This is a genomic window from Pseudoflavonifractor phocaeensis (assembly GCF_038439875.1).
Lineage (GTDB): Bacteria > Bacillota > Clostridia > Oscillospirales > Oscillospiraceae > Vermiculatibacterium.
The window spans coordinates 61476-85575 of record NZ_JBCDMT010000003.1; the positions used below are offsets into that span (position 1 = coordinate 61476).

Here is a 24100-nt window from a genome sequence, read left to right on the forward strand (position 1 = left end):
GTAGGAGGTGCTGTTTCAAATGGCACAGAAAATTACCGGTTACGTGAAACTGCAGATCCCCGCCGGCAAGGCGACTCCGGCCCCCCCTGTGGGCCCGGCCCTCGGCCAGCACGGCATCAATATCGCCGCTTTTACCAAAGAGTTCAATGAGCGGACCAAGAACGACGGCGGCCTGCTGATCCCCGTGGTCATCACCGTCTACGCCGACCGCTCCTTCTCCTTCATCACCAAGACCCCTCCCGCCGCCGTCCTCATCAAGAAGGCCTGCGGTCTGGACAAGGCCTCCGGTGTGCCCAACAAGGACAAGGTTGCCACCATCAGCAAGGAAGACATCCGCAAGATCGCTGAGACCAAGATGCCCGACCTCAACGCTTCCAGCATCGAGGCCGCCATGAGCATGATCGCCGGTACTGCCCGCTCCATGGGCGTCCTGGTGGGCGACTAAGGCAAGGAGGAATCAGAGATGTTTAGAGGTAAGAAATATCAGAACGGCGCCAAGCTCATCGACAAGAACGCCGCTTACGACGTCACCGAGGCCATGGACCTGGTGGTCAAGACCGCTCCCGCCAAGTTCGACGAGACCGTGGAGCTCCACGTGAAGCTGGGCGTCGACTCCCGCCACGCCGACCAGCAGGTCCGCGGCGCCATCGTCCTCCCCCACGGCACCGGCAAGACCCAGCGGGTGCTGGTCTTCGCCAAGGGCGACAAGGCTGAGGCCGCCAAGGCCGCCGGCGCCGACTACGTGGGCGAGATGGACCTCGTCGAGAAGATCCAGAAGGAAAACTGGTTCGACTTCGACGTGGTGGTCGCCAGCCCCGACATGATGGGCGTGGTGGGCCGTCTGGGTAAGGTCCTGGGACCCAAGGGCCTGATGCCCTCCCCCAAGGCCGGCACCGTGACTCCCGACGTGGCCAAGGCCGTCCAGGAAGTCAAGGCCGGTAAGGTGGAGTATCGTCTGGACAAGACCAACATCATCCACTGCCCCATCGGCAAGGTCTCCTTTGGCCCCGAGAAGCTGACCGAGAACCTGAACGCCCTCATGGGCGCCATCGTCAAGGCCAAGCCCTCCGCCGCCAAGGGCACTTACGTCAAGAGCTGTGTCGCCGCCTCCACCATGGGCCCCGGCGTGAAGCTCAACGCCGCCAAGTTCGTGTAAAAAGAAGTGCGGAGGGTAGGCGCATAGGGCGGGTAAGACCCGCAGCGGAGCAAACGGACGGGCAGCCCAAAGGGCTGAACGACGGCTTGCGCAGTCGGAGGGGCTTAGACGCCCGGCCATGCGCCCAACCCGCAGCATGACAGCTTTCCCTTTGTAATATCCATTTCGGGCGGGTTTTGCTTGACAGAACCCGCCCGGGATGATATTATACTTTTCGTGTTCAGAGACAGCGGGGAGCCTTCGGCTCTAACGACATTCGTCCCCCGCCGAGAATGCAGCCAACAAGAATGTCTTTTTGTGCTGTTTTCGTGCCGAACACGAAAGCGGCATTTTTTTGTCGCTACCAAAAACTCTGGAGGTGAATTCCCAATATGCCTAACGCAAAGGTTCTGAGCGAGAAGCAGGCCATCGTGGCCGAGCTGGTCGAAACCCTGAAGTCTTCTGCCAGCGGCGTGCTGGTGAATTACGAGGGTATCACCGTGTCCGAGGACACCACCCTTCGTAATGAGCTGCGCAAGGCCGGCGTGGAGTACTCCGTGGTGAAGAACACCCTGGTGCGCCGCGCTCTGGACGACGCCGGGCTCTCCGAGCTGGACGGCGTGCTCCACGGCACCACTTCCCTGGCTGTCAGCAAGGAGGACCCCATCGCCCCCATGCGTGTCATCCACAAGTTTGCCAAGGGGCTCAACGGCGACCGGTTCGTCATCAAGGCCGGCTTCATGGAGGGCAAGGTCCTTCCCATGGACGACATCGCCGCTCTGGCCGAGCTGCCCTCTAAGGAGGCGCTGGTGGGCCAGGTGCTCGGCATGATGCTCTCCCCCATCACCAGCCTGGCCATCGTCATCAAGGCCATCGCCGAGAAGGGCGGCGTCCCCGCCGACAAGCCCGCCGAGGAGGCCGTTGCCCCCGCTGAGGAGGCTCCCGCCGCCGAGGCCGCTCCCGCCGAGGAGGCCCCTGTCGAGGCTGCCGCCGAGGCCCCCGCTGAGTAATCAAAAACAAAACGTTTAAACCAAATTTAGGAGGTATACTATTATGGCTAGCGAGAAGATCACTGCTCTGATCGAAGAAGTGAAGTCCCTGACCGTCCTGGAGCTCAACGACCTGGTGAAGGCTCTGGAGGAGGAGTTCGGCGTTTCCGCCGCCGCCATGGCCGCTCCCGCCGCCGGTGGCGCCGCCGCCCCCGCCGCCGAGGAGAAGACCGAGTTCGACGTGGTTCTGGCCGAGATCGGCGCCGAGAAGATCAAGGTCATCAAGGTCGTCCGCGAGATCACCGGCCTGGGCCTGGCCGAGGCCAAGGCCGCTGTCGAGGCCGCTCCCAAGGCCATCAAGGAGGCCGTGGGCAAGGACGAGGCCGAGGAGCTCAAGAAGAAGCTGGAAGAGGTCGGCGCCAAGGTCGAGCTGAAGTAAGCTTCCTTCCCTTTGTCAAAAAAGAGGTGTCCCGACAATCGTTGGGGCACCTCTTTTTTCATTTTCTCTGTAACCTTTTTCTCCATTCTCCGTATTTACTGTCAGAACCGGTTCTGGAAAGGAAGTGACGCCGTGGACGAGGGCAAGCTGACCCAAAAGCTGCGCAGGGGCGACCGTCTGGCCCTCGACCGCGCCATCGAAGCCTACACCCCCTATCTCTCCACCGTGGCGTGGCGGGCCCTGGGGGCCTCCGCTTCCCGGGAGGACGTGGAGGAGGTGGTCTCCGACGCCTTCCTGGCCCTGTGGGAGCACCGGGCCGCGCTGGACCCGGCCCAAGGGGTCAAGTCCTACCTGTCGGCCATCGCCCGGAACAAGGCCACCGACCGCCTCCGCGCCGCCCGGCCCGCTCCCCTCCCCCTCGCCGACTGGGAGGCGGAGCCCAGGCCCGGGCCGGAGGAGCTGGTGGAGCGGCACATGTTCGCCGAACGCCTCCGGCTGGCGGTGGAGGCCCTGGACGATCCCGACCGCACGCTGGTCATCGGCTACTACTACGAGGGCGAAAAGCTCAAGGATATCGGAAAGCGCCTGGGCCTCAGCGCCCCGGCGGCCAAGACCCGGCTGTGCCGGGCCCGCAGGGATTTGAAAGAGCGATTGACGAAAGGAGGGTCGGCACTTGAACCGGATGGATGAGCTTTGGAAGGACATGGGCAGAACGGATACGCCGCCGGCGGCGGACGCCCGGGCGGTGAAGGCAAGGGTCCACGCCGCGCTGGACGCCGACCCCGCAGAGAGGAAGGTTTATATGAGACAGAAAACAAGGTTCGCCCTGGCGGCGGCGGCGCTGGCCGTGGCCGTTACCGGCAGCGCCCTGGCAGTGAGCGCCAACCTGGACGTACTCCAGGCGTTTTTCCAGGGGGACACCTCCCCCGCCCAGGAATATATGGACAGCACCGTGCGGTCCGTCAGCGACGAAAACTACACCCTCACCGTGGAGAGCTCGGTGGCGGACGAAAACACCGCCTATCTGGTGGTGACGGTGAAGGCCCTCAACGAAGAGAGCCGCCAGTTCCTTTTCTCCAAGGAGTTTACCGGGATGGACACCTTCCACGTGGGGACCCTGAACGCCGACGGCACCCGGGCGGAGCACGGCATCAGCAGCTTCGGCATGGGCGAGCTCAAGGAGGCCCGGACGGAAAATTCCATCAGCTGGTACGCCGACGCCGACCTCACCGGCCCCGCCGCCTTTATCCGCATCCGGCTGGACTACATGGGCGAGGATAAGGAGGTCAGGGTGCCGCTGAACCCCGCCCCCTCCGTCACCGTGGAAGTAAACGCCTCCGGGGTGGGTGTTCTGGACTTTGAGACCACCACAGCCGGCACCCTCACCGTGGAGCGGGTGATCCTCACCCCCCTCACCTGCAAGATCCTGACGGCGGATGAGCCCCGGAGCCGCGGCTACGAGACCAACCCCCGCATCTTCTTCCGCATGGCGGACGGCTCCATCCGCACCCAGAGCCAGATGATGGAGAGCACCAGCGGAAGCACGGTGGAAAACTCTGAGCACTTAGGACAGGATGACATCACCCTGTCCAGCGTGGAGCACGACTACCGCTTCAAGGCTGTGCAGGACCTGGCGGACATTCGGTCTGTCATCGTCTTTGACCAGGAGTATCCCCTGGACGGCTCGGCCTCCACCCCCGTGGCCCACGATTCGGCCCTGGACCCCGTCACCGTCCCCGCCGGGACGCCTCTGACCGAGGACGCCGGCTACCCCCTTCTCGTCCGGGCCCTGACGGAGACTCTGGGCGGCACCTGTAACTGGGACGCCGCCACCGGGAACGTCACCTGCGTCTACCGTGGCGTCACCGTCGTCCTCACCGCCGGCAGCACCACCGCCCTGGTGGACGGCCAGCCGGTGACCCTGCTCCAGGCCCCGGCCTATCAAAACGGCGTGATGGCCGCCGACTGGTCGGTGTTCGAGGATGCCTGGGGCCTGGACGGCTTCGTCCGTCGGACCAGGGACGGAAACGACACGATCTGGGGCGACTGGTATATCATCCCCTGATCCTTTCTCCCCGCGACAAAACAGCGGCCATACCCGAATCGGGTATGGCCGCTGTTTCAAATGCTTTGAAATCAACTCTGGGCGATGGCCCGGAGGATCATGTGGAAGCCATCCTCCAGAAATTCCTCCCGGCTGCGGCCCACCTGCCGCTCCAGGCTGTCGGCGTTTCGGTCGGCCATGTGGATCATGCCGGATACGCTGGCCCAGAAAAGCATCACCGTCTCCATGGGAGCCATGGCGCAGCGGATGGTCCCGGCGGTCATTCCCCGCTCCAGGAAATCCGCCAGCTCCCGGCAGAACTCTCCGGCCACCCGCTTGATGTCCTGGTCGCTCTTGCTCCCCTCCGCCCCAGTGAGGGAGCCGCCCATCACCGCCTCGTAGGCGGTGGGGTTCTCCTCATAGAAGCCGGTGATGGCCAGGCAGACGGCATCATAGGCCTCGAGCCAGTCGGTGTGGCCCTCGATGGCCTGGTGGACCCGCTTTTTCAGCATGGCCATGCCGTTGAGGAGGATGGCGCCCACGATCTCCTCCTTGCTCTGAAAATAGACGTAAAGAGTGGCCTTGCTGTACTCAGCCTCCCGCGCGATATCGTCCATGGTGGTGCGGTCGGTGCCCTTTTCCGAGAACAGCCGCTCCGCCGCGGCCAGGATGGATCCCCGGTGGTACTCCGCCAGCGCCTGCCGTTTGCCCATGTCCTTCGCCCTCTTTTCCTCAAATTATGGTATGATCATACCACATTTTCTCCGCAAAGGCAATGTTAAGGTATCGCAAAGATGTCCTCACAGGCCCAAAAGCCGCTGGGCCAGCGTGAAGTAGACCACCAGGGACACGGCGTCCACGATGGTGGTGATCAGGGGGGCGGCCATGATGGTGGGGTCCACGTGGAGGCGCTTGGCCAGGATGGGGAGCATGGAGCCAATGGTCTTGGCCATCACCACCGTCACCAGCATGGCCCCGGCCACGGTGAAAGAGACCATCGTGTTGCCCGGATACTGGATCTGAAGGCGGACAAAGTTCACCGCGCTCAGGATCACCCCCACCAGGATACTGACTCGCAGCTCCTTCCAGAGGACCCGCAGGAAGTCCCCCATCTCGATCTCCCCCACCGCCATGCCGCGGATGATCATGGTGGAGCTCTGGCTGCCGGCGTTTCCGCCGGTGTCGGTGAGCATGGGGATAAAGGTGACGAGAAGGGGCACGGCGGCGAAGGCCGCCTCGTACTTGCCCAAAATGCCGCCGGTGACCATGCTGGAGACCATCAGCACCAGCAGCCACACGATCCGGTTTTTGGCCAGGGAAAAGACGCTGGTCTTGAGGTAGGGCTTCTCCGAGGGGGCCATGGCCGCCATCTTCTCGAAGTCCTCGGTGGCCTCCTCCTCCATGACATCCATCACGTCGTCTACGGTGACGATGCCCACCAGCCGGTGCTCCTGGTCCACCACGGGCAGGGAGATGAAGTCGTACTTCATCATCCTGTTGACGGCCTCCTCCTGGTCCTCGGTGGTGAGGGCGGTGATGAGGTCGGTCTCCATCAGCTCCTCCACGATGGTGTCGTCCTCGGCCACCAGCAGCTCCCGGAGGGTCACCACCCCCTCCAGGACGCGACGGGAGTCGATGACGTAGCAGGTGTAGATACTCTCGCTCTCGTCGCCGCTGCGGCGGATGCGGGTGATGGCCTCGCTGACCGTCATGGACTTGCGCAGGTCGATGAACTCGGCGGTCATGATGCTGCCCACCGAGCTGTCGGGGTAGTTCAAAAACTGATTGATGAGCTTGCGGGTGTCGGGCCGGGCGGTCTTAAGCACCCGCTTGACCACGCTGGCGGGCAGCTCCTCCAGCATGTCCACCGCGTCGTCCACGTTCAGATCCTCCACCAGCTCGGAGACCTCCCGGTCTGTAGCGGAGGAGATGATGAGCTGCTGGTCCTCCGGCTCCAGGTTGGCGAACACGTCGGAGGCCATCTCCTTGGGCAGCATGCGGAAAACCAGCACCGTTTTGTCCGGCGGCAGTTCCGCCATGAATTCGGCCACGTCCACCTCGTTGGCGTCGGCCAGCTGGGTCTTTAAGGTCCGGTAGTCCCGCTCGGTCAGCATGGTCTCCCACACCAGGAGCAGGTCCCTGCGCTCCATTTCTTCCATACTTCTTTCCTCCTGTCTTTTGATACAGCGAGGAAGTACGTAAGGACAGCAAACCGCGCTGGTAAAGCAGTTGCTTTACCAGCGCGGCGACATTCCGATCATGGGCACGGGAAATCTAGCCCCGCGCCTGCCTCAGGAGGAACGGGGGGCGATTTACCGCCCATAAGGGAACATCGCTGTCCTGTCTGGTACTTCGGCCGCAGATGTCCACTGACTGTTCCTCCTTTAATCTCTATTTTAGACGGATCTTCCGCCTCTTTTTCAAGAATACCACGTCAGGCTCATTTTTTCAAGTCTTTTTGTCCCTCTTCCATGGCCCGCATCTTCCTCAGGAAGCTCACCGACAAGGGGACGGTGAGCACCGTCGCCAGCAGGTCGGCGATGGGCTGGGCCAGCATGACCCCCGTAAAATCAAAGAGAGGGGGCAGGATCAGGATCAGGGGGATGAAGAATAGCCCCTGCCGGGCCAGGGCCAGCACCGACGCCCGAAAGTTCTCCCCCACGGTCTGGAGCATCATATTGTTTAAGATCACGTAGCTCATCACCAGAAGGGTGACCAGCTGGCAGCGCATGGCGGCGGTGCCCAGCTCCACCACCAGAGGGGCGTTGGGCTGGAAGAAATGGACGATCTGCGGGGCAAACCAGATCCCCAGCGCCGCGATCACCGTCAAAACCGCGGTGCCCACCTTTACACAAAACCAGTAAGCCTGGCGCACCCGGCCATAGAGCCCGGCGCCGTAGTTGAAGCCGCACACCGGCTGGAAGCCCTGGCCGAAGCCGATGAGGGCGGAGCCGGAAAACATGCCGAAGCGGTTGACGATGCCCATGGCGGCGATGGCCGCGTCCCCAAAGGGGCCAGCCGCCCGGTTGAGGAGGATAGAGGCCACGCTGGCCAAGCCCTGCCGGTAGAAGGAGGGCAGGCCACCCCGGATGATGTTGCCCAGGATGCCGCCCTTGAGGGTGAACCGCTTCCAGCGGATGGGGAGGGTCCCGCCGCGGCCGGTGTTGAACAGGAGGATGCAGAAACTCACCAGCTGGCTGAGGATAGTGGCCAGGGCCGCCCCGCCGATGCCCATATTCAGGCCGAAGATAAAGATGGGGTCCAGGATCATGTTGAGGATGCCGCCGGTGGTGATGCCCATCATGGCGTAGGTGGCGCTCCCCTCAAAACGCAGCAGGTTGTTGAGCACCAGGGAACCCACCATGTAGGGGGCGCCCAGGAGGATGTACCGGGCGTAGTCACGGGCATAGGGCAGGATGGTGGGCGTGGCCCCCAGGGCGCTGACCAGGGGGTCCAGAAACAAAAGCCCCAGCACCGCCACGGCAAGGCCCCCGAAGATGCCGGAGAAAAAGCCTGTGGCGGCCACCCGCTCGGCTTCCTCCTGGTTTTTTTGGCCCAGCAGCCGGGAGACATAGTTGCCCGAGCCGTTCCCAAAGGTAAAGCCAAGGGCCTGGATAATGGCCATGAGGGAGAACACCACCCCCACCGCCCCCTGGGCGCTCTCTCCCAGGCCGCCCACAAAATAGGTATCCGCCATGTTGTAGATGGAAGTGATGAGCATGGAGATGATGGTGGGCACCGCCAGCTGTCCCACCAATCCGGGGATGGGCGCTGTGGTGATCCACTGGAATTTTTCGTCCGGGTTGGTGAATTTCCGCATGTCTGATTCGCTTCCTCCGCGTTCACATTCTATTTTAGTTAGTATACCACCTTTTCCCACCCGGCGCAAACCCCATTCTCAACATGCCCTTTCCCGTTTCTCTCATTGACTGCCTTTCCCGCCGGTGATATAATATTATAACTTTGTGTATTTGCTTGTAAGAGGTGCAATATGTGGATTTCCGAGCGTTGGAAAGACTATGAGCTCATTGACTGCGGCGGCGGGGAAAAGCTGGAGCGGTGGGGAAAATACATCCTGGTGCGGCCCGACCCCCAGGCCATCTGGAACACCCCCCGCACCGACCCCCGCTGGCGCAGGCCGGACGCCCGGTACGCCCGCTCGGCCACCGGCGGCGGCCAGTGGGCCAAGAAGGACGTGCCCGAACGGTGGACGGTGGACTACGGCGAATTGACCTTCAACATCAAGCCCATGAACTTCAAGCACACCGGTCTCTTCCCCGAGCAGGCGGCCAACTGGGACTTCTGCCAGAAGGCCATCCGCTCCGCCGGACGGCCCATCAACGTGCTGAACCTCTTCGCCTACACCGGTGGGGCCACCGTGGCCTGCGCCGCCGCGGGGGCCTCCGTGTGCCACGTGGACGCCGCCAAGGGCATGGTGGCCTGGGCCAAGGAGAACGCCAGGTCCTCCGGCCTTGAGGAGCGGCCCATCCGCTGGATCGTGGACGACTGCGGCAAGTTCGCCGAGCGGGAGATCCGCCGGGGCAGGACCTATGACGGCATCATCATGGACCCCCCCTCCTACGGCCGGGGTCCCTCCGGAGAGATCTGGAAGCTGGAGGAGAACCTCTGGCCCTTCGTGGAGATGGTCTCCAAGCTCCTCTCCGACGAGCCCCTTTTCTTCCTCATCAACTCCTACACCACGGGCCTTGCTCCCTCGGTGCTGACCTATATCCTGGAGACCCTGGTCACCAAGCGCTACGGCGGCCATACCGAGAGCCAGGAATTGGGGCTGGCAGTGTCCTCCAACGGTTTGGCACTCCCCTGCGGCGCCACGGGGCGCTGGCTGGCCGACTGATCCGCCCAAGAAAGGAGCCGCAGCCATGGAGATCGTCGTCTTTCTGCTGATCCCCATGCTCACGGGCGCCGCGGCGGCGGCCCTGCTGTGCTTCCTTCGGGGGCTGCGGCCCACCGTGCTCCCCTGGCCCACCCTCTTTTTCCTGGCCGCACTGGGCACGGCAGCCAACAACGTCTCCGCCGTCTGGTTCACCGGGACCTGGGCCTTTCTCCCCTCTTCCGGCGGCTTCTTCGGCGGGGACAACTTCACCGCAGCCATCGGCGGGCTGTCCCTGCTCCTCTGCGCCCTGCCAGGCCTCGTCGTGTGCCTCTTCCTCTCCCGCAGGAAGGAGGGCGCGCCCAATCCCGCCGCGGGCTGGGCGTGGGGCTGGGTCACCACTCAGGCCATATTGTCCATGCTGATTTTCCTGGTGGGCTTCGCCTTCGCGTTTCGCTCCCGTTCCGATGGCAGGGGCCTGCCCCTCTGGGCCTATCTGATTTTGGCCGCCCTCCTCTGCCTGGGACTGGGCCTGTTCTTCGGCGCCCGCTGGGGCAGATTCGGAAGCGCGGCCATCCCCTTGATTGGCCTTGCCGCCCTCTGCGCCCTCTCCGGGGCACTTGTCTGGGGGATGCTGGCTCAGGCCAGCGACGTCACCTGGGGCCTCAGCCTTATCCAGACCCCCGCCGGGATGTGGTACGCCCGGCTGGACCTCCCCGCCGCCCTTCTGCTGGGCGACTATCAGTACGCCTGGGACGTGAGCGCGCCCGGTATCTGGCTCTCCGCCCTGGCGCCCCACCTGCTCTTCACCGGGGGCTATCTGGCCCCCAGGCTGTTTAAACGAGGGAATGAAAATGTCTGACGCCATCATCAAAACAGAAGACCTCCGCTTTTCCTACTCCGGAGAGGAGACCCCCAAGGTGGTCCTGGACGGGGTGAGCCTGGAGATCGAGGCCGGGTCCTTCGTGGCCGTGCTGGGCCACAACGGCTCTGGCAAGTCCACCCTGGCCAAGCACCTGAACGCCATTCTCCTCCCCTCCGGGGGCAAGGTGTACGTCTCCGGCATGGACACCGCCGACGAGGCCCTGCTTTTGGATATCCGCCGCACAGTGGGCATGGTCTTTCAGAACCCGGACAACCAGATCGTGGCCAACGTGGTGGAAGAGGACGCCGCCTTCGGGCCGGAAAACCTGGGCATTCCCCCCGACGAGATCCGCCGGCGGGTGGACGAGGCCCTCAAGGCCGTAGGCATGTACGAATACCGGGAACACGCCCCCCACCTCCTCTCCGGCGGGCAGAAGCAGCGGGTGGCCATTGCCGGCATCTTGGCCATGAAGCCCCGGTGCGTGGTGCTGGACGAGCCCACCGCCATGCTGGACCCCATCGGACGCAAAGAAGTACTGGAAACCATTCGGAAGCTCAACGAGACCCAGGGGGTCACCGTGGTCCTCATCACCCACCACATGGACGAGGCCGCCCAGGCCGGGCGGCTGGTGGTGATGGCCAAGGGAAGAGTCATCGCCGACGGCCCCCCGAAGGAGGTCTTTCAAAAGGTGGAGGAACTCCGGGCCGTGGGCCTCACCGTCCCCGAGACCGTCTCCCTCCTCTGGGAGCTGAAGCAGGAAGGGCTGGACGTGCCCCTGGACGCCCTCTCCGACGAGGCCTGCGCCCAGGTATTGAATACGCTGTTGTCTCAGTAGCGGAAAGGAGCAAAGGCCATGAAAAAGGATAACCCCTACCTCCCCTGTACGGGTGTAGGATTTGCCGCCTTCTTGTGCGGCTGGTTTGTCATCGGCCCTCTGTGCCGCTTGTTGGGGTTCTATCTGGAACCCGGCCCCCTCATGCTCTTCAGCCTGGCCGCCGGCGTGACGGGCGGCGTTCTGTTCCGCCTGCGCCAACGGCTGAATGTGCTGGAAGATAAAACCGCCTATTTGCAGGAGCGGCTTGACCGGCTCAGCGCGGAGTGAGCCGCTCTCCCCTCCGATTGGAACTTTTCCGGACGCGACCCCCAGGGGCGTGTACCACTTAACGTTAGGACTGACGCCATTTGGAACCGATCATTCAAACGGAAAAATTGTGCCACATCTATTCCGCGGGCACCCCCTTCGAGCACGGGGCCCTCATCGACGTGGACTTCACCGCCTACCGGGGGGAATACCTGGGGGTCATCGGCCACACCGGCTCGGGGAAATCCACCCTGATCCAGCACTTGAACGGCCTTTTGAAGCCCACTTCGGGGCGGGTGCTGGTAGAGGGGCGGGACATCTGGGAGAGCAAGGCGGCCACCCGGGCCACCCGCTTCCAGGTGGGCCTGGTGTTCCAGTATCCCGAGTATCAGCTCTTCGAGGAGACGGTCTACAAGGACATCGCCTTCGGCCCCAAAAACATGGGACTGGACGAGAGGGAGATCGACCACCGGGTGCGGGAGGCCGCCGCCTTCGTGGGGTTGTCCGACGCCATTTTGGACGCTTCCCCCTTTGAGCTCTCCGGTGGGCAGAAGCGGCGGGTGGCCATCGCCGGGGTCATCGCCATGGAGCCCGCCGTCCTCATCCTGGACGAGCCCACCGCCGGGCTGGACCCGGTGGGGGTGGAGCAGATTTTGAGCAACATCCGGGACTATCATGAGGCCAAAAACGCCACCATCATCATCGTCTCCCACTCCATGGAGGAGATGGCCCGGACGGTGGACCGGCTGGTGGTCATCAACGACGGCCGCATCCCCTTCCAGGGCACGCCCCGGGAGGTCTTTGCCCACGGGGAGGAGCTGGAGGCCATGGGCCTGGGCGTGCCCCAGATCACCCGGGTGTTCCACCGGCTGAAGGCCATGGGGGCCGACGTGGACCCCTCGGTCTACACCATCCCCCAGGCCAAAGAGGCCGTCCTGGCGGCCCTGAAGCGGAAGGGGGCGGTATAAATGGCACTGAAAGACATTACCCTGGGCCAGTACTTCCCCGGGGACACCGTGCTCCACAGGCTGGACCCTCGGTGCAAGCTGCTGCTCACCGTCCTCTATATCGTGGCCCTCTTCCTGGCCAAAAACGCCTTGGGCTATGGCCTGCTGGCCGTGACCCTCATCGCCGCCATCCTCATCTCCAAGGTGGGCTTCAAGGCGGTATTCCGGGGGATGAAGCCGGTTTTCTTCATCGTGCTCTTCACCGCCGTTTTGAACCTTCTCTACACCGCCGGTAAGGGGGCGCCCCTGGTCTCCTTCTGGATCATCAACATCTACAAGGAGGGCGTGCGCTCCGCCATCTTCATGGTGCTTCGGATCATGCTGCTCATCTCCTGCACCTTCCTGCTGACCTACACCACCTCCCCCATCCTGCTCACCGACGGGCTGGAAAATCTGCTGGGGCCCCTGAAGAAGATCAAGGTCCCCGTCCACGAGCTGGCCATGATGATGTCCATCGCCCTGCGGTTCATCCCCACCCTTATCGAGGAGACCGACAAGATCATGTCCGCCCAGAAGGCCCGGGGGGCCGACTTCGATACCGGCAACCTGATCCAGAAGGCCAAGGCCCTCATTCCCCTGCTGGTGCCCCTCTTCATCTCCGCCTTCCGCCGGGCCGATGAGCTGGCGGTGGCTATGGAGTGCCGGTGCTATCACGGCGGGGACGGCCGGACCCGGATGCGGGTGCTCAGGTACGCCGGGCGGGACTACGCCGCCCTGCTGTTGGGGCTGGCCCTCTGCTTCGGCGTCTGGGGCCTCAATTTCCTGGGCGTGTTCTAAAACACAGCGGACGGGCGGATGCTATCCGCCCCTACGGGGGGCTTCTTTTGTAGGGGCGGACAGCATCCGCCCGCGGCTCTTGCAAGTTTAAGAAAATCTTTAGACGGGTTTCATGATTTATGAGAAATATTGCGCTAAAGTTAATGTACGTCGGCACCGCCTACCACGGCTGGCAGATCCAGAAGAACGCCGTTACTGTGGAGGAGGTTCTGGAAAAGTCCCTGGAGAAGGTGGTGGGCCACCCGGTGAAGTGCACCGGGGCGGGCCGCACAGACGCCGGGGTCCACGCCAAGGTCTACGTGGCCAACTTCCGCACCACCTCCTCCATCCCCTGCGACCGGCTGCCTCTGGCGGTGAACACCCGCTTGCCCGACGATATCGTGGTCACCGGGGCGGTGGAGGTGTCCGAGGGCTTCAACGCCATCAGCTCCTGCTTGAAGAAGGAGTACACCTACCGCATCTACAACTCCCGCATCCGCAACGCCTTTTTCGTGGACCGGGCCTGGTTCTACCCCAAATACCTGGACGAAACCGTCATGCAGGCTGCCGCGGACCGTTTTGTGGGCACCCATGACTTTGCCGCCGTGAAGAGCGTGGGCACCGATGTAAAGACCACCGTGCGGACGGTCCACTACTTCGACATCCGGCGCTCCGGCATCGTCATCGACTGCAAGGTGTGCGCCAACGGCTTCCTCTACAACATGGTGCGGGCCATGGTGGGCACCGTCATCTACGCCGCCGAGGGGAAATTCCCCCCAGAGGCGGTCACCGATATCCTGGAGGGCCGCTGCCGCACCGACGCCGGCCCCACCGCCCCGCCGGGAGGGCTGTACATGTCCAGGCTTTGGTACAACGAACCCGGTCTCACCGAGGAGGAGCTGACATAGGATGGAAGAGGAAAAGAAGGAAAAGCGAAACCCGTTCCTCCGGTTTCTGGCCTTCCTCGTCACCCTGGCCCTGGTGCTGGGGGCGGTCTTTTTGGTGGCCAACTGGCAGAAATTGAACTTTGACGCGGTGAAGCGCTACTTTACTTACCGCTCCCTGGTGAAAAACGAAAGCGGACAGGCTGAGTCCTATTCCTATGACGGGGGCATCTCCAGCTCCTTTGCCCGTCTGGGGGACGACCTGTTGGTCTGCTCGGCCAGCGGCATCCGGCTCTATTCCGCCAGCGGGGCGGCCTACGTGGACCAGACCTGCCATCTGGACCACCCGGTGGTGTCGGTGGGCGGAAACGCCGCTTTGGTTTACGACGCCGGGGGCACCGACCTCTATGTCTACGCCAACCGGGAGCTGGTCTTTTCCCTCACCGTGGAAAAGGATTACTCCATCCTCTCAGCCAGCCTCAGCGCCCAGGGCCAGCTTACCGTGGTGACCCAGGCCAGCGGGCTCAAGGGCGCCGTCACGGTTTACGACGCCGCCTATCAGCCGGTGCTGGGGGTCAACCTCTCCTCCCGCTTCATCACCGACGCCATCCTCTCCCCCGACGGGAAAACCCTGGCCCTGGCCACCGCCGGACAGACGGGCGGGGTCTATGACAGCCAGATCGCCTTTTATTCTCTCAGCCGGACCACCGACGACAGGGAGCCGGACAAGATCTGCTCCCTGGGCAACAACGCCGTTTTGAAGCTGAGCTGGCCCTCCCAGCCCCTCCGGGTGCTGGGGGAAAACGCCCTGTGCTACGTCTCCGCCGACGGGACCCTGACCGGCTCCTATTCCTACGGCGGCCGGTATCTCAAGGGCTACTCCCTGGACGCCGACGGCTTCGCCGCTCTCCTGCTGGGCAAGTACCGGGCGGGCAGCTCCGCCGATCTTGTGACGGTGGACCTCACCGGGCAGGAGGCCGCCGCCCGCTCCTTCGACTATCAGATCCTCTCCCTCTCCGCCGCGGGGCGCTATCTCTCCGTGCTCACCGCCGACGGCCTGACCATCTACACCCAGGACTTGACCCCCTACCACACTCTGGAGGGGGGCCAGGGGGCCCGGAAGGTGCTCCAGCGGCCCGACGGCTCGGTGATGCTCATCGCCGGAGAAACCGCCCGGCTGTACCTGCCCGATTAAATCAAAGGTATCTCTCCCACGAAAAGAAGGTAAACTATGACTGTGCCCGTGATCATCGATATCATCATCCTGGCCGTTCTGGTCCTCTTCCTGGGCCTGGGGGCCCACCGGGGGTTCATCCTCACCCTGTGCTCCCTGGCGGCGGTCCTCGTGGCCCTAGTGGGGGCGAACTTTGCCGCCGACGCCTTGGCCCCCAAGCTGGCGGACACCCTGGAGCCCCGGATGGCCCAGACCATCCAGGAGAGCCTGGAGCAGCGGGCCCTGGAGGCGGGCACCACCGGCGACGGCCTGGCCGTCACCGAGGTGCTGGCCGCCCTCAAGGAAAAGGGGGGGCTCTACGAGTGGGCCGCCGACAAGCTGGAGGACACTTTGGGAGCCGGCATCGCCCAGACGGCGGCTCAGACCGCCGCCGCCGCGGCCGCGGCCATCGCGGAGCAGATCGCCCACAGCCTCCTTTTCCTCCTGGCCTTCTTCGTGGTGCTGCTGGCCTGGACCCTTCTGAGCCACGCACTGGACCTGGTGGCCAAGCTGCCGGGCCTCAGCGGCCTCAACAAGCTGGCCGGGGGCCTGCTGGGTCTGGTCAAGGGACTGGTGATTGTCTATCTGGCCGCCTGGGTCCTGTGCGGCCTCACCGGCTTCATCCCGCCGGCCACCATCCAGGAGACCCATCTGCTGCGGTTCCTCACCGAGCACAGCCCCTTCGATATGCTGATGCTGGTATGAGCGGGCCCTTTACGAAAGAGTGGTGAAGTCCATGAATGTCCCAAATATGCTCTCCCTGATCCGGCTTTGCCTGGTCCCGGTGTTTGCGGTGGTCTTTTTTCTCCCCGATCCCTCGGCCCACCAATGGGCCGCCCTCATCTACGCCGTGGCCTTCGCCACCGATATTGCCGACGGCTATATCGCCCGGCGCTTCGACATGATCACCAAGCTGGGCCGGGTACTGGACCCCCTGGCGGATAAGCTGATGACCTTCACCGTCATCATCTGCGTCACCGCCGACGGCATCATCCCCGTGTGGGCGGTGGTCATCTTCTTCTGCAAGGAGCTGGCCATGGGCGTGGGCGGCTTCCTCATGCTCCGCCGCACCAAGGACGTGATCCCCTCCAACTGGCTGGGCAAAACCTCCACCGGGGTCTTTTTCGTGGTGCTGGCCGCCCTGGTGCTCTTCCCCGTTCCCCGGCCCTGGGCTACCGGCCTCATCGCCTTCGCCCTGGCCCTCACCGTGGCGGCGCTCGTGAGTTACGCCATGAATTTCCGTAAAATGATGCAAAATAATTTGTAATTTTCACACGCAGTTCATAATTTCGGGTTAGAATGAAACGCTCAGAGGGGTATGTATGCCCTCTGGCGGCCTGGGCGGACGGTCTGTGGCCGAAAAGGAGTGACCAAATATGCAGCCTACACTTTGTTCCAAATGTCATAAGAATGTGGCGGTTGTCTTCATCCAGCGCATCGAGAACGGGGAGACCAAGACTGAGGGCCTCTGTCTCAACTGCGCCCGGGAGATGGGCATCAAGCCCGTAGACGATATGATCCAGAAGATGGGCCTCTCTGACGACGACGTGGCCAATCTCACCAATGAGATGATGTCCGCCTTCGGCGGCGCCGAGGGCATGGAAGGTATCACCGAGCAGGATCAGAGCGGCGACGAGGACGACGAGGACGAGGGCAAGACCGCCACCTTCCCCTTCCTCAACAAGCTCTTCGGCGGCTCAGGCGCCGCCGCTTCCGCCGCCACGCCCCCCGACCCCGCCGCCCCCGAGAAGGGGGACGGCGCCCGCACCGGCGGCAAGGAGGAAAAGAACGGTAAGGGTAAAGAGGGCAAGCGGAAGTTCCTGGAGAACTACTGCATCTCCCTGACCCAGAAGGCCGCCGACGGCAAGCTGGACAAGATCGTGGGCCGGGATGAGGAGATTGCCCGGACCATCCAGATCTTGAACCGCCGCCAGAAGAACAATCCCTGCCTCATCGGCGAGCCCGGCGTAGGCAAGACCGCCATCGCCGAGGGGCTTGCCCTGCGTATCCAGACCGGGGATGTGCCCTATAAGCTCCAGGGGAAGGAAGTCTACCTTCTGGACCTGACCGCCCTGGTGGCGGGCACCCAGTTCCGGGGCCAGTTCGAGAGCCGGATGAAGGGCCTCATCGACGAGGTCAAGAAATTGGGCAACATCATCCTGGTCATCGACGAGGTCCACAACATCGTGGGCGCCGGCGACGCCGAGGGAAGCATGAACGCCGCCAATATCCTCAAGCCCGCCCTCTCCCGGGGCGAGATCCAGGTCATCGGCGCCACCACCCTCACCGAGTACCGCAAGTACATCGAGAAGGATTCCGCCCTGGAGCGGCGCTTCCAGCCCGTGATGGTGGACGAACCCTCCATCGAGGACAGCGTGAAGATTTTGGAGGGCATCGCCCCCTACTATGAGAAATTCCACTTTGTCTCCATCTCCCCCGTCATGTGCCGGGCGGCGGTGACCATGTCCGAGCGGTACATCACCGACCGCTACCTCCCCGATAAGGCCATCGACCTCATCGACGAGGCCTGCTCCGACGTGAACCTCCACAACAAGGCCCTGGCCCGGGAGAGCCAGGTCAAAAAGGAGCTGGAGGAGTTGGCCGCCAAGCGGGAGGCCATGGTTAACGAGAGCAACAACCGGGACTATAAGCGCCAGAACGACCTGAAGGCCAACGAGGCCCGCCAGGCCGAGATCCGCCGGAAGCTCTCCACCCTGGCCGGGGAGCACGCCGCCCTGTCCCTGGACCCCGCCCAGGCCCCCGGCCTCAAGGACAACGAGCGAGAGCAGGCCGGCCTGAACGCCGAGCTGGAGCGTCTGGGCGCCGAGCGCACCCGCCTCCTCTCCGCCCCGCAGGAGCAGAGCTTTGAGCAGCTGGCCGAGATCAAGAGCCAGGAAGCCCGGCTTCAGGAGGAATTGACCAAGCTGGAGGCCCAGTCCGCCCCGCCCCTGACCATGGAGCACCTGGCCCGGGTCATCGAGCTGTGGACTAAAATCCCCGCCAGCCAGATCCAGGAGCAGGAGTATGAGCGCCTGGCCCATCTGGAGGACCGGCTGAAGGAGCACATCGTGGGCCAGGACCAGGCCGTGAAGGAAGTGGCCTCCGCCGTCCGGCGGGGCCGGGTGGGCATTGCCTCCAAGCGCAAGCCCGTCTCCTTCATCTTCGTGGGCTCCACCGGCGTGGGCAAGACCGAGCTGGTCAAGCGGCTGGCCCAGGACATGTTCAACTCCCCCGAGTCCCTCATCCGCCTGGATATGTCCGAGTTCATGGAGAAGTTCTCGGTCTCCCGCATCATCGGCTCCCCCCCGGGCTATGTGGGCTATGACGAGGCCGGCCAGCTCACCGAGAAGGTGCGCCGCAAGCCCTACTGCGTCATCCTCTTTGACGAGATCGAGAAGGCCCACCCCGACGTGCTGAACATCCTCCTTCAGATTTTGGACGACGGCCACATCACCGACGCCCAGGGCCGGAACGTGAACTTCGAGAACACGGTCATCGTCATGACCTCCAACGCCGGCTCCACCACCGGCTCCACCGGGGCCGTGGGCTTCGGCCGGACCGAGGACGAGCAGGGCAAGGCCAAGGCCATGAAGGCTTTGGAGGGCTTCCTCCGTCCCGAGTTCATCAACCGGGTGGATGAGATCGTCTATTTCAACAAGCTCACCGAGGAGAACTTCAAGGCCATCGCCCAGATCATGCTCAAGGAGCTGACCGAGAACCTGAAGGAAAAGGGCATCGTCTTCTCTTACGACAAGGGCCTCATGAATTACCTGGTGAAGAAGTCCTTCTCCAACACCTACGGCGCCCGGAACCTGCGCCGTCAGATCCAGAAGGACCTGGAGGACCCCATTGCCTCCAAGATCATCGACAGCTATATGGAGCCCGTCACCCACATCACCGCCGTCTCCGACGGCGAGACCTTGACGGTGGAGAGCAACTAAAGAAGCAGGAAACTGCCCGGGGCCATCTGGCCCCGGGCGGTTTTATCGTTTCTTAAGGTTTTCTTCTTTTCCTCTTTTCCTTTCTATGGGAAAATAAGGACAGGAAAAAGGAAAGGATGTGCCCCCATGAAACTCACCGCCCGAGCCGCCGCCCTGGCGCTAACCGCCGCCCTCCTGCTCCCCACCGCCACCGACTTGGAGGAGACCGGCAATTTCCCCTTTTCCATGGAGACTCAGTCAACCGCCCCCCTCCTCCCGGACAGCCTGGCCGGGGACCAGCGGTCCTTCCCCATCCCGGCCCTCCCCTTCGACGGGGATTGGTATCTGTCCGCCATCACCTTTTCCCGGGGAGATTTTGTGGGGCGGATCATCACCGCCGGGACCCGGGGTGCCGTCCGCCGGGCCGCGGACCTCTTCCGATGACAAACAAAAAAGAGGCGGGACACGCCCGCCTCTAAGCCTCCACATCCAGGGTCACCACTTCAAGGCCCTGGCGGATGGCATAGGTGATGGTATACATAGTCCCGCCCAGAGTGCCGTCGAAGGCGGCGATGAGCAAGGAGGCGTGGTCCACCATATACCGGTTGCGCCGGAGCATACATCCCTGGTCATAGCCGCGCTGGACCATGGTCTCATAGTCGCACCGGGCCACCAGGTCAAAATACCGGTCCCGGTCCCGCTCCGGCCAGCGGGCGGCCTGAGTTTCACAAGGGATGGCCGCCTCCACCGTGACGCCGGGCCGCTCCTCCCGGAAGGCCAAGGCCGCCTCGCAGAAATAGAAGTCCGCCCCTCTGGCCATGCCGCAGATAAAGTGCCGGTATCCTCTCTCATAGGCCAGGCGGATCTGGGCGGAGATCTCCTCCTTGAGCCGGACGCAGCGCGGGTCCGACTCGTCGCCGTGCCATGGCAGCTTATCGGGGCGGTGCCCCGTAAAACAACAGCTGGTCTCCCGCTTCACGGGCCCCGTCCCCTCTCTCTGTCTGGTGCTTTTATTGTACCCAGTTGTCCCAATGAAGTCAAGAGGAAATAGAACGTTTGTGCGAAATCCAGAAGCAAGATCTCCATCACAAATTTCCTATTGCATTTTGCCCAAAAGCCGCTATAATAGTAAGCGGAACAACTGAATGAAAAATGTCTTCAGGGCAGGGTGAAAATCCCGATCGGCGGTAAAGTCCGCGACTGGCCTAACGGCCACTGACCCGGTGAAACTCCGGGACCGACAGTGACGCGTCTCTATGGGGTGCGAAGTCTGGATGAAAGAAGATGTGTGAAGCAAATGCACGCTCCTTTTTGTTTTACACCTGAAAGACATGGGCCTTTCAGGTGTTACCGACAAAAAAAGGAGTGTTTTATTATGTCTGAACTCACTGCCTCCGACCGCGCCTCTTCCCGCTCCGCCTACTCCACCCGGCAGATCGCCTGTATGGCCATGCTCTGCACCGTGGCCTATCTGGTGATGTACCTGTCCAAGGTCATTTTCGCCCCCATCCAGGTGGCCGGCTTTCTCACCTTCGATTTGAAGGACGTAGTCATCGCCATCGGCGGCTTCCTCTTTGGGCCTGTGTCCGCTTTTGTGGTGTCGGTGGTGGTCTCCCTCATCGAGATGGTGACGGTCAGCGGCACCGGCCCCGTGGGCCTGCTCATGAACGTACTCTCCACCGTGGCCTTTGTCTGCCCCGCCGCCTTCCTCTACCGCCGCCGCCATCAGGTCTCGGGCGCCGTGGCGGGCCTGGTGCTGGGCGGGATCATCATGACCGCCGCCATGCTGCTGTGGAATTACCTCATCACCCCCCTCTATATGAACGTGCCCCGTGGGAAGGTCGTGGAGATGCTCTTCCCCATCTTCCTCCCCTTCAACCTCATCAAGGCGGCCATGAACGGCGCCCTCACCATGGTCCTCTATAAGCCTGTGGTCACAGCCCTGCGGCGGGCCCGGCTGGCTCCCGAGAGCCAGGGGCAGGCGGCCAACACCGCCAAGAAGGGGATTTCCAAAGCCAGCGTATCCATCATCGGCATCATTGTCCTGGCCACCACCATCCTTCTGGCACTGGTGCTGGCGGGCAAAATCTGACCTCCAGATATTACAACCCCCACACTTCCGTGTGGGGGTTGTTTTTATAGAACAGGTGTGCTATATTGAAGAAAAGGAGGCGGGGAGATGGACCGGGTCATCCTGCACTGTGATTTGAACGGATTTTACGCCTCGGTGGAGCTGCTGGACCACCCGGAGCTCCAGAGCCGCCCGGTGGCGGTATGCGGCGACCCTGAGAGCCGGCACGGCGTCATCCTGGCCAAGAATGAGCCCGCCAAGGCCTTCGGCGTCAAGACCGCCGAGACGGTCTGGCAGGCCCGGAAGAAGTGCCCCGACCTGGTTCTCCTCCCCGCCCACCACGAGAAATACCACCTCTATTCCAAGAAGGTCAACGCCATCTATGAGCGGTTTACCGATTTGGTGGAGCCCTTCTCCATCGACGAGAGCTGGCTGGACGTGACGGGCACCCTCCACCTGTTCCGCACCGACGGCCGTGGGCTGGCCGACCAGATCCGCCGGACGGTCCGGGAGGAGCTGGGGCTCACCATCTCCGTGGGGGTATCCTTCAACAAGATCTTCGCCAAAATGGGCAGCGACTACAAAAAGCCGGACGCCACCACCCTCATCACCCGGGAAAACTACCGGGACCTGCTCTGGCCCCTGCCGGTCACCGAGCTGATCTTTGTGGGGCGGGCGGCGGCCAAGACCCTGGGAGAATACGGCATCCAGACCATCGGGGACCTGGCTCGCTTCGATCCCGCCGCCCTCGTCTCTATGCTGGGCAAGCAGGGGGCCACCCTACACGACTACGCCACGGGCGCCGAACACTCCCCCGTCATCCCCGCCCGGGAGCTCCCACCCCCCAAATCGGTGGGCAACGGCCTCACTTTTCCCCGGAACCTGCTGGGCTGGGAGGAGCTCCAGGCCGGTGTCTCCCTCCTGTCCGACGAGGTGGCCGCCCGGCTGCGGCGGCTGAATATGAAATGCGCCACGGTGAACATCGCCGTCCGGGACCCCAGCTTCAAGGACATCTCCCGACAAAAGGCGCTGACGGTGCCCACCTACCTGGCCCGGGAGATCAGCCAGGGGGCCATGGAGCTGCTCTACGGCGCCTGGAACCCGAAAGCACCGGTCCGGGCCCTCACCGTCACCGCCCAAAACCTGATCCCCGCGGAGGAGGCGGGGGAACAGCTGGACCTGCTCACCCCCCAGGCCGCTCCCAGGCGGGAGAAGGTGGAAAAACTGGAGCGGGCCATGGACGGCATCCGGGACAAATTCGGCAAGGAGGCCATCACGCCCGCCCGTCTGAAAAAGAAAACGAAATAAAAAGGCGCTCCCGCCCAAAAGCGGGAGCGCCTTTTTATTGGAAAAGCGCAGACGGGGTGCGGCCAAAAAGCCGCACCCTGTCTGGTTGGAGAGAAAATAAGATCGTTTTTTGGAGCGGGAATCAGCCGATGCCGCCCAGAGCCGCGCCGGCGACAAGGGCCACAATGGCCAGGATGCAGTAGCCATACTTGGCCAGGGGGTAGAACCAGTTGCCGATGGGCTTCGCGGAGCCCTCGTTGACGTTCTTGAGGACATAATCCTTGCCGGCCACCCAGAAGAACATGACACCAGCCAGGAAGGCGCCCAGGGGGCAGATGTAAATGGAGACGATATCCATCCACTGAGAGGTATAGCCCTGAATCAGGAAGGCGACGATGCCGCCGATCACACCGATGATGGCCACAGCGGGAACGCGCTTGACCTTGAAGCGCTCCTGGAGCATGGCCACAGGGGCCTCATACAGGTTGACGATGGAGGACAGGCCCGCAAAGAGGACGGCGATGTAGAAGATCATACCCACGATCCGGCCGCCGGGCATGCCGTTGAGCACGTTGACCAGGTAGACGAACATCAGGCCAGGGCCGCCCTTGGACAGCTCGGCGCCGCCGGCCGCCATGGCGGGGATGATGACCAGCGCGGCCAGCATGGCGGCCAGGGTGTCAAAGAAGGCCACGTTGCGGGCGGAGCTGGGGATGCTCTCGTTCTTGGGCAGGTAAGAGCCGTAAATCACGGAGCCGTTGCCCGCCACGGACAGGGAGAAGAACGCCTGACCGAAGGCGAAGATCCAAACCTTGGGGTTGGCCAGGCCGCCCGGCTGCAGGGTGAAGATGTACTTGTAGCCTTCGCCGGAACCAGGCAGGGTGAAGATGTAAATGCCCAGAGCCACGAACAGGAAGAACAGGACGGGCATCATGATCTTGTTGGCCTTCTCGATGCCGCCGGCCACGCCAAGGGCCATGATGACCAGGCTGACCACCAGGCCGATGACCAGCCAAAGGGCATTGCCCGCGCCGCCCAGGACCACGGAGACGCTCTCGCCGATGCTGGCGGTCTCAGGAGCGGTAGCGCCGAACATGCCGCCGATAGCGCCCATGTCGGTGCCCAGGTTGAACAGCTGGCCGGTGATGGACATAAAGGCATACTTGAAGATCCAGCTCAGAACCACGGTGTAGCCGATGGCCAGGCCCATGGCACCGAGGATGGGAATCCAGCCGATGATCTCGCCGGGCTTTTTATTGCCGGTACGGACTTCGGTACACTTACCGAAGGCACCGATGGGGCCGGCGGACGCGGAACGGCCCAGAGCGAACTCGCCGATCACGCCGGTGGCGCCGATCAGGACCACGAACAGGAAATAGGGGATCAGGAAGGTCAGGCCACCATAGGTGGAGACCATGATGGGGAAACGCCAGATATTGCCCATGCCGACGGCGGAACCGATACACGCGAGAATAAAGCCCCACTTGCTTTGGAAGCCATCGCGTTTTTCCACAGTTGTCTCAGGAGCTGCCATAAAAATCCACCTCTCTCTTAAAAATCGTGCTGTTGACTCTCTCT

The 24100-nt window shown here is 63.0% G+C and carries 25 protein-coding genes and 1 riboswitch; of the genes, 20 read left to right on the plus strand and 5 right to left on the minus strand.

The features are described 5' to 3' along the window. The first annotated feature begins 19 nt into the window (after positions 1-19). The 6 genes from rplK to AAEU42_RS04985 all read left to right on the plus strand — a co-directional run bounded on the left by rplK (position 20) and on the right by AAEU42_RS04985 (position 4628). Positions 20-445, plus strand: a complete 426-nt coding sequence (rplK, locus tag AAEU42_RS04960; RefSeq protein ID WP_342232433.1) for a 50S ribosomal protein L11 — start codon at positions 20-22, stop codon at positions 443-445. A gap of 18 nt (positions 446-463) precedes the next feature. Further along, complete coding sequence (rplA, locus tag AAEU42_RS04965; protein WP_342232434.1) at positions 464-1156, plus strand: 50S ribosomal protein L1; 693 nt, start codon at positions 464-466, stop codon at positions 1154-1156. Between the two features lie 371 nt (positions 1157-1527). After that, positions 1528-2145: a 50S ribosomal protein L10 gene (gene rplJ / locus AAEU42_RS04970; protein ID WP_342232435.1), complete on the plus strand. Its 618-nt coding sequence runs from the start codon at positions 1528-1530 to the stop codon at positions 2143-2145. Positions 2146-2188: 43 nt separating this feature from the next. Continuing rightward, positions 2189-2563, plus strand: a complete 375-nt coding sequence (gene rplL / locus AAEU42_RS04975; protein WP_342232436.1) for a 50S ribosomal protein L7/L12 — start codon at positions 2189-2191, stop codon at positions 2561-2563. A 132-nt stretch (positions 2564-2695) separates the two neighbouring features. Beyond that, on the plus strand, positions 2696-3253 hold the full coding sequence (locus tag AAEU42_RS04980; protein WP_342232437.1) for an RNA polymerase sigma factor: 558 nt from the start codon (positions 2696-2698) through the stop codon (positions 3251-3253). Continuing rightward, a complete protein-coding gene (locus AAEU42_RS04985; protein ID WP_342232846.1) occupies positions 3246-4628 on the plus strand; it encodes a stalk domain-containing protein in 1383 nt (460 codons plus the stop codon). The genes AAEU42_RS04980 and AAEU42_RS04985 overlap by 8 nt, the downstream gene beginning before the upstream one ends. A 71-nt stretch (positions 4629-4699) precedes the next feature. Here the strand turns inward: AAEU42_RS04985 and AAEU42_RS04990 are convergent, their stop codons facing one another. The 3 genes from AAEU42_RS04990 to AAEU42_RS05000 form a co-directional block, all read right to left on the minus strand. Beyond that, positions 4700-5320 carry a TetR/AcrR family transcriptional regulator gene (locus tag AAEU42_RS04990; protein WP_342232438.1) on the minus strand — a complete coding sequence of 207 codons (621 nt, stop codon included), beginning with the start codon at positions 5318-5320 and terminating at the stop codon, positions 4700-4702. Between the two features lie 87 nt (positions 5321-5407). Then, complete coding sequence (mgtE, locus tag AAEU42_RS04995) at positions 5408-6757, minus strand: magnesium transporter (RefSeq protein ID WP_342232847.1); 1350 nt, start codon at positions 6755-6757, stop codon at positions 5408-5410. A 290-nt stretch (positions 6758-7047) separates the two neighbouring features. Next, a complete protein-coding gene (locus tag AAEU42_RS05000) occupies positions 7048-8427 on the minus strand; it encodes an MATE family efflux transporter (RefSeq protein ID WP_342232439.1) in 1380 nt (459 codons plus the stop codon). A 171-nt stretch (positions 8428-8598) separates the two neighbouring features. On the opposite strand from AAEU42_RS05000, the gene AAEU42_RS05005 reads away from it, so the two are divergent. The 12 genes from AAEU42_RS05005 to AAEU42_RS05060 all read left to right on the plus strand — a co-directional run bounded on the left by AAEU42_RS05005 (position 8599) and on the right by AAEU42_RS05060 (position 19608). Next, positions 8599-9462, plus strand: a complete 864-nt coding sequence (locus tag AAEU42_RS05005) for a class I SAM-dependent methyltransferase (protein ID WP_342232440.1) — start codon at positions 8599-8601, stop codon at positions 9460-9462. Positions 9463-9487: 25 nt separating this feature from the next. Continuing rightward, entirely contained in the window at positions 9488-10300 is an 813-nt protein-coding gene (locus tag AAEU42_RS05010) for a hypothetical protein (protein ID WP_342232441.1), read from the plus strand. Then, a complete protein-coding gene (locus AAEU42_RS05015) occupies positions 10293-11138 on the plus strand; it encodes an energy-coupling factor transporter ATPase (protein ID WP_342232442.1) in 846 nt (281 codons plus the stop codon). The genes AAEU42_RS05010 and AAEU42_RS05015 overlap by 8 nt, the downstream gene beginning before the upstream one ends. An 18-nt stretch (positions 11139-11156) precedes the next feature. Continuing rightward, entirely contained in the window at positions 11157-11405 is a 249-nt protein-coding gene (locus AAEU42_RS05020) for a hypothetical protein (protein ID WP_342232443.1), read from the plus strand. A gap of 80 nt (positions 11406-11485) precedes the next feature. Next, a complete protein-coding gene (locus AAEU42_RS05025; protein WP_342232444.1) occupies positions 11486-12352 on the plus strand; it encodes an energy-coupling factor transporter ATPase in 867 nt (288 codons plus the stop codon). Next, positions 12353-13168 (plus strand): energy-coupling factor transporter transmembrane component T family protein, encoded by an 816-nt coding sequence (locus AAEU42_RS05030; RefSeq protein ID WP_342232445.1) that lies wholly within the window; start codon positions 12353-12355, stop codon positions 13166-13168. Positions 13169-13287: 119 nt separating this feature from the next. Further along, entirely contained in the window at positions 13288-14055 is a 768-nt protein-coding gene (truA, locus tag AAEU42_RS05035) for a tRNA pseudouridine(38-40) synthase TruA (RefSeq protein WP_342232446.1), read from the plus strand. Between the two features lies 1 nt (position 14056). Further along, on the plus strand, positions 14057-15226 hold the full coding sequence (locus AAEU42_RS05040; RefSeq protein ID WP_342232447.1) for a DUF5711 family protein: 1170 nt from the start codon (positions 14057-14059) through the stop codon (positions 15224-15226). Between the two features lie 36 nt (positions 15227-15262). Beyond that, a complete protein-coding gene (locus AAEU42_RS05045) occupies positions 15263-15949 on the plus strand; it encodes a CvpA family protein (protein ID WP_342232448.1) in 687 nt (228 codons plus the stop codon). A 31-nt stretch (positions 15950-15980) separates the two neighbouring features. Further along, on the plus strand, positions 15981-16511 hold the full coding sequence (gene pgsA, locus AAEU42_RS05050; RefSeq protein WP_342232449.1) for a CDP-diacylglycerol--glycerol-3-phosphate 3-phosphatidyltransferase: 531 nt from the start codon (positions 15981-15983) through the stop codon (positions 16509-16511). A 109-nt stretch (positions 16512-16620) separates the two neighbouring features. Continuing rightward, entirely contained in the window at positions 16621-19185 is a 2565-nt protein-coding gene (locus AAEU42_RS05055) for an ATP-dependent Clp protease ATP-binding subunit (protein ID WP_342232450.1), read from the plus strand. Positions 19186-19311: 126 nt separating this feature from the next. Beyond that, entirely contained in the window at positions 19312-19608 is a 297-nt protein-coding gene (locus AAEU42_RS05060) for a hypothetical protein (RefSeq protein WP_342232451.1), read from the plus strand. Positions 19609-19639: 31 nt separating this feature from the next. Here AAEU42_RS05060 and AAEU42_RS05065 read toward each other — a convergent pair whose 3' ends face one another. Continuing rightward, entirely contained in the window at positions 19640-20143 is a 504-nt protein-coding gene (locus AAEU42_RS05065; protein ID WP_342232452.1) for an SLOG family protein, read from the minus strand. A 171-nt stretch (positions 20144-20314) separates the two neighbouring features. Beyond that, positions 20315-20454: riboswitch (FMN riboswitch) on the plus strand. Positions 20455-20539: 85 nt separating this feature from the next. Between AAEU42_RS05065 and AAEU42_RS05070 the strand changes: the two genes are divergently transcribed. Continuing rightward, positions 20540-21256, plus strand: coding sequence for an ECF transporter S component (locus tag AAEU42_RS05070; protein ID WP_342232453.1), 717 nt, complete (start codon positions 20540-20542; stop codon positions 21254-21256). Between the two features lie 87 nt (positions 21257-21343). Continuing rightward, positions 21344-22543 carry a DNA polymerase IV gene (dinB, locus tag AAEU42_RS05075; RefSeq protein WP_342232454.1) on the plus strand — a complete coding sequence of 400 codons (1200 nt, stop codon included), beginning with the start codon at positions 21344-21346 and terminating at the stop codon, positions 22541-22543. A 121-nt stretch (positions 22544-22664) separates the two neighbouring features. Here dinB and AAEU42_RS05080 read toward each other — a convergent pair whose 3' ends face one another. After that, positions 22665-24035, minus strand: a complete 1371-nt coding sequence (locus AAEU42_RS05080; RefSeq protein ID WP_425288195.1) for a sodium-dependent transporter — start codon at positions 24033-24035, stop codon at positions 22665-22667. Positions 24036-24100 lie beyond the last annotated feature (65 nt).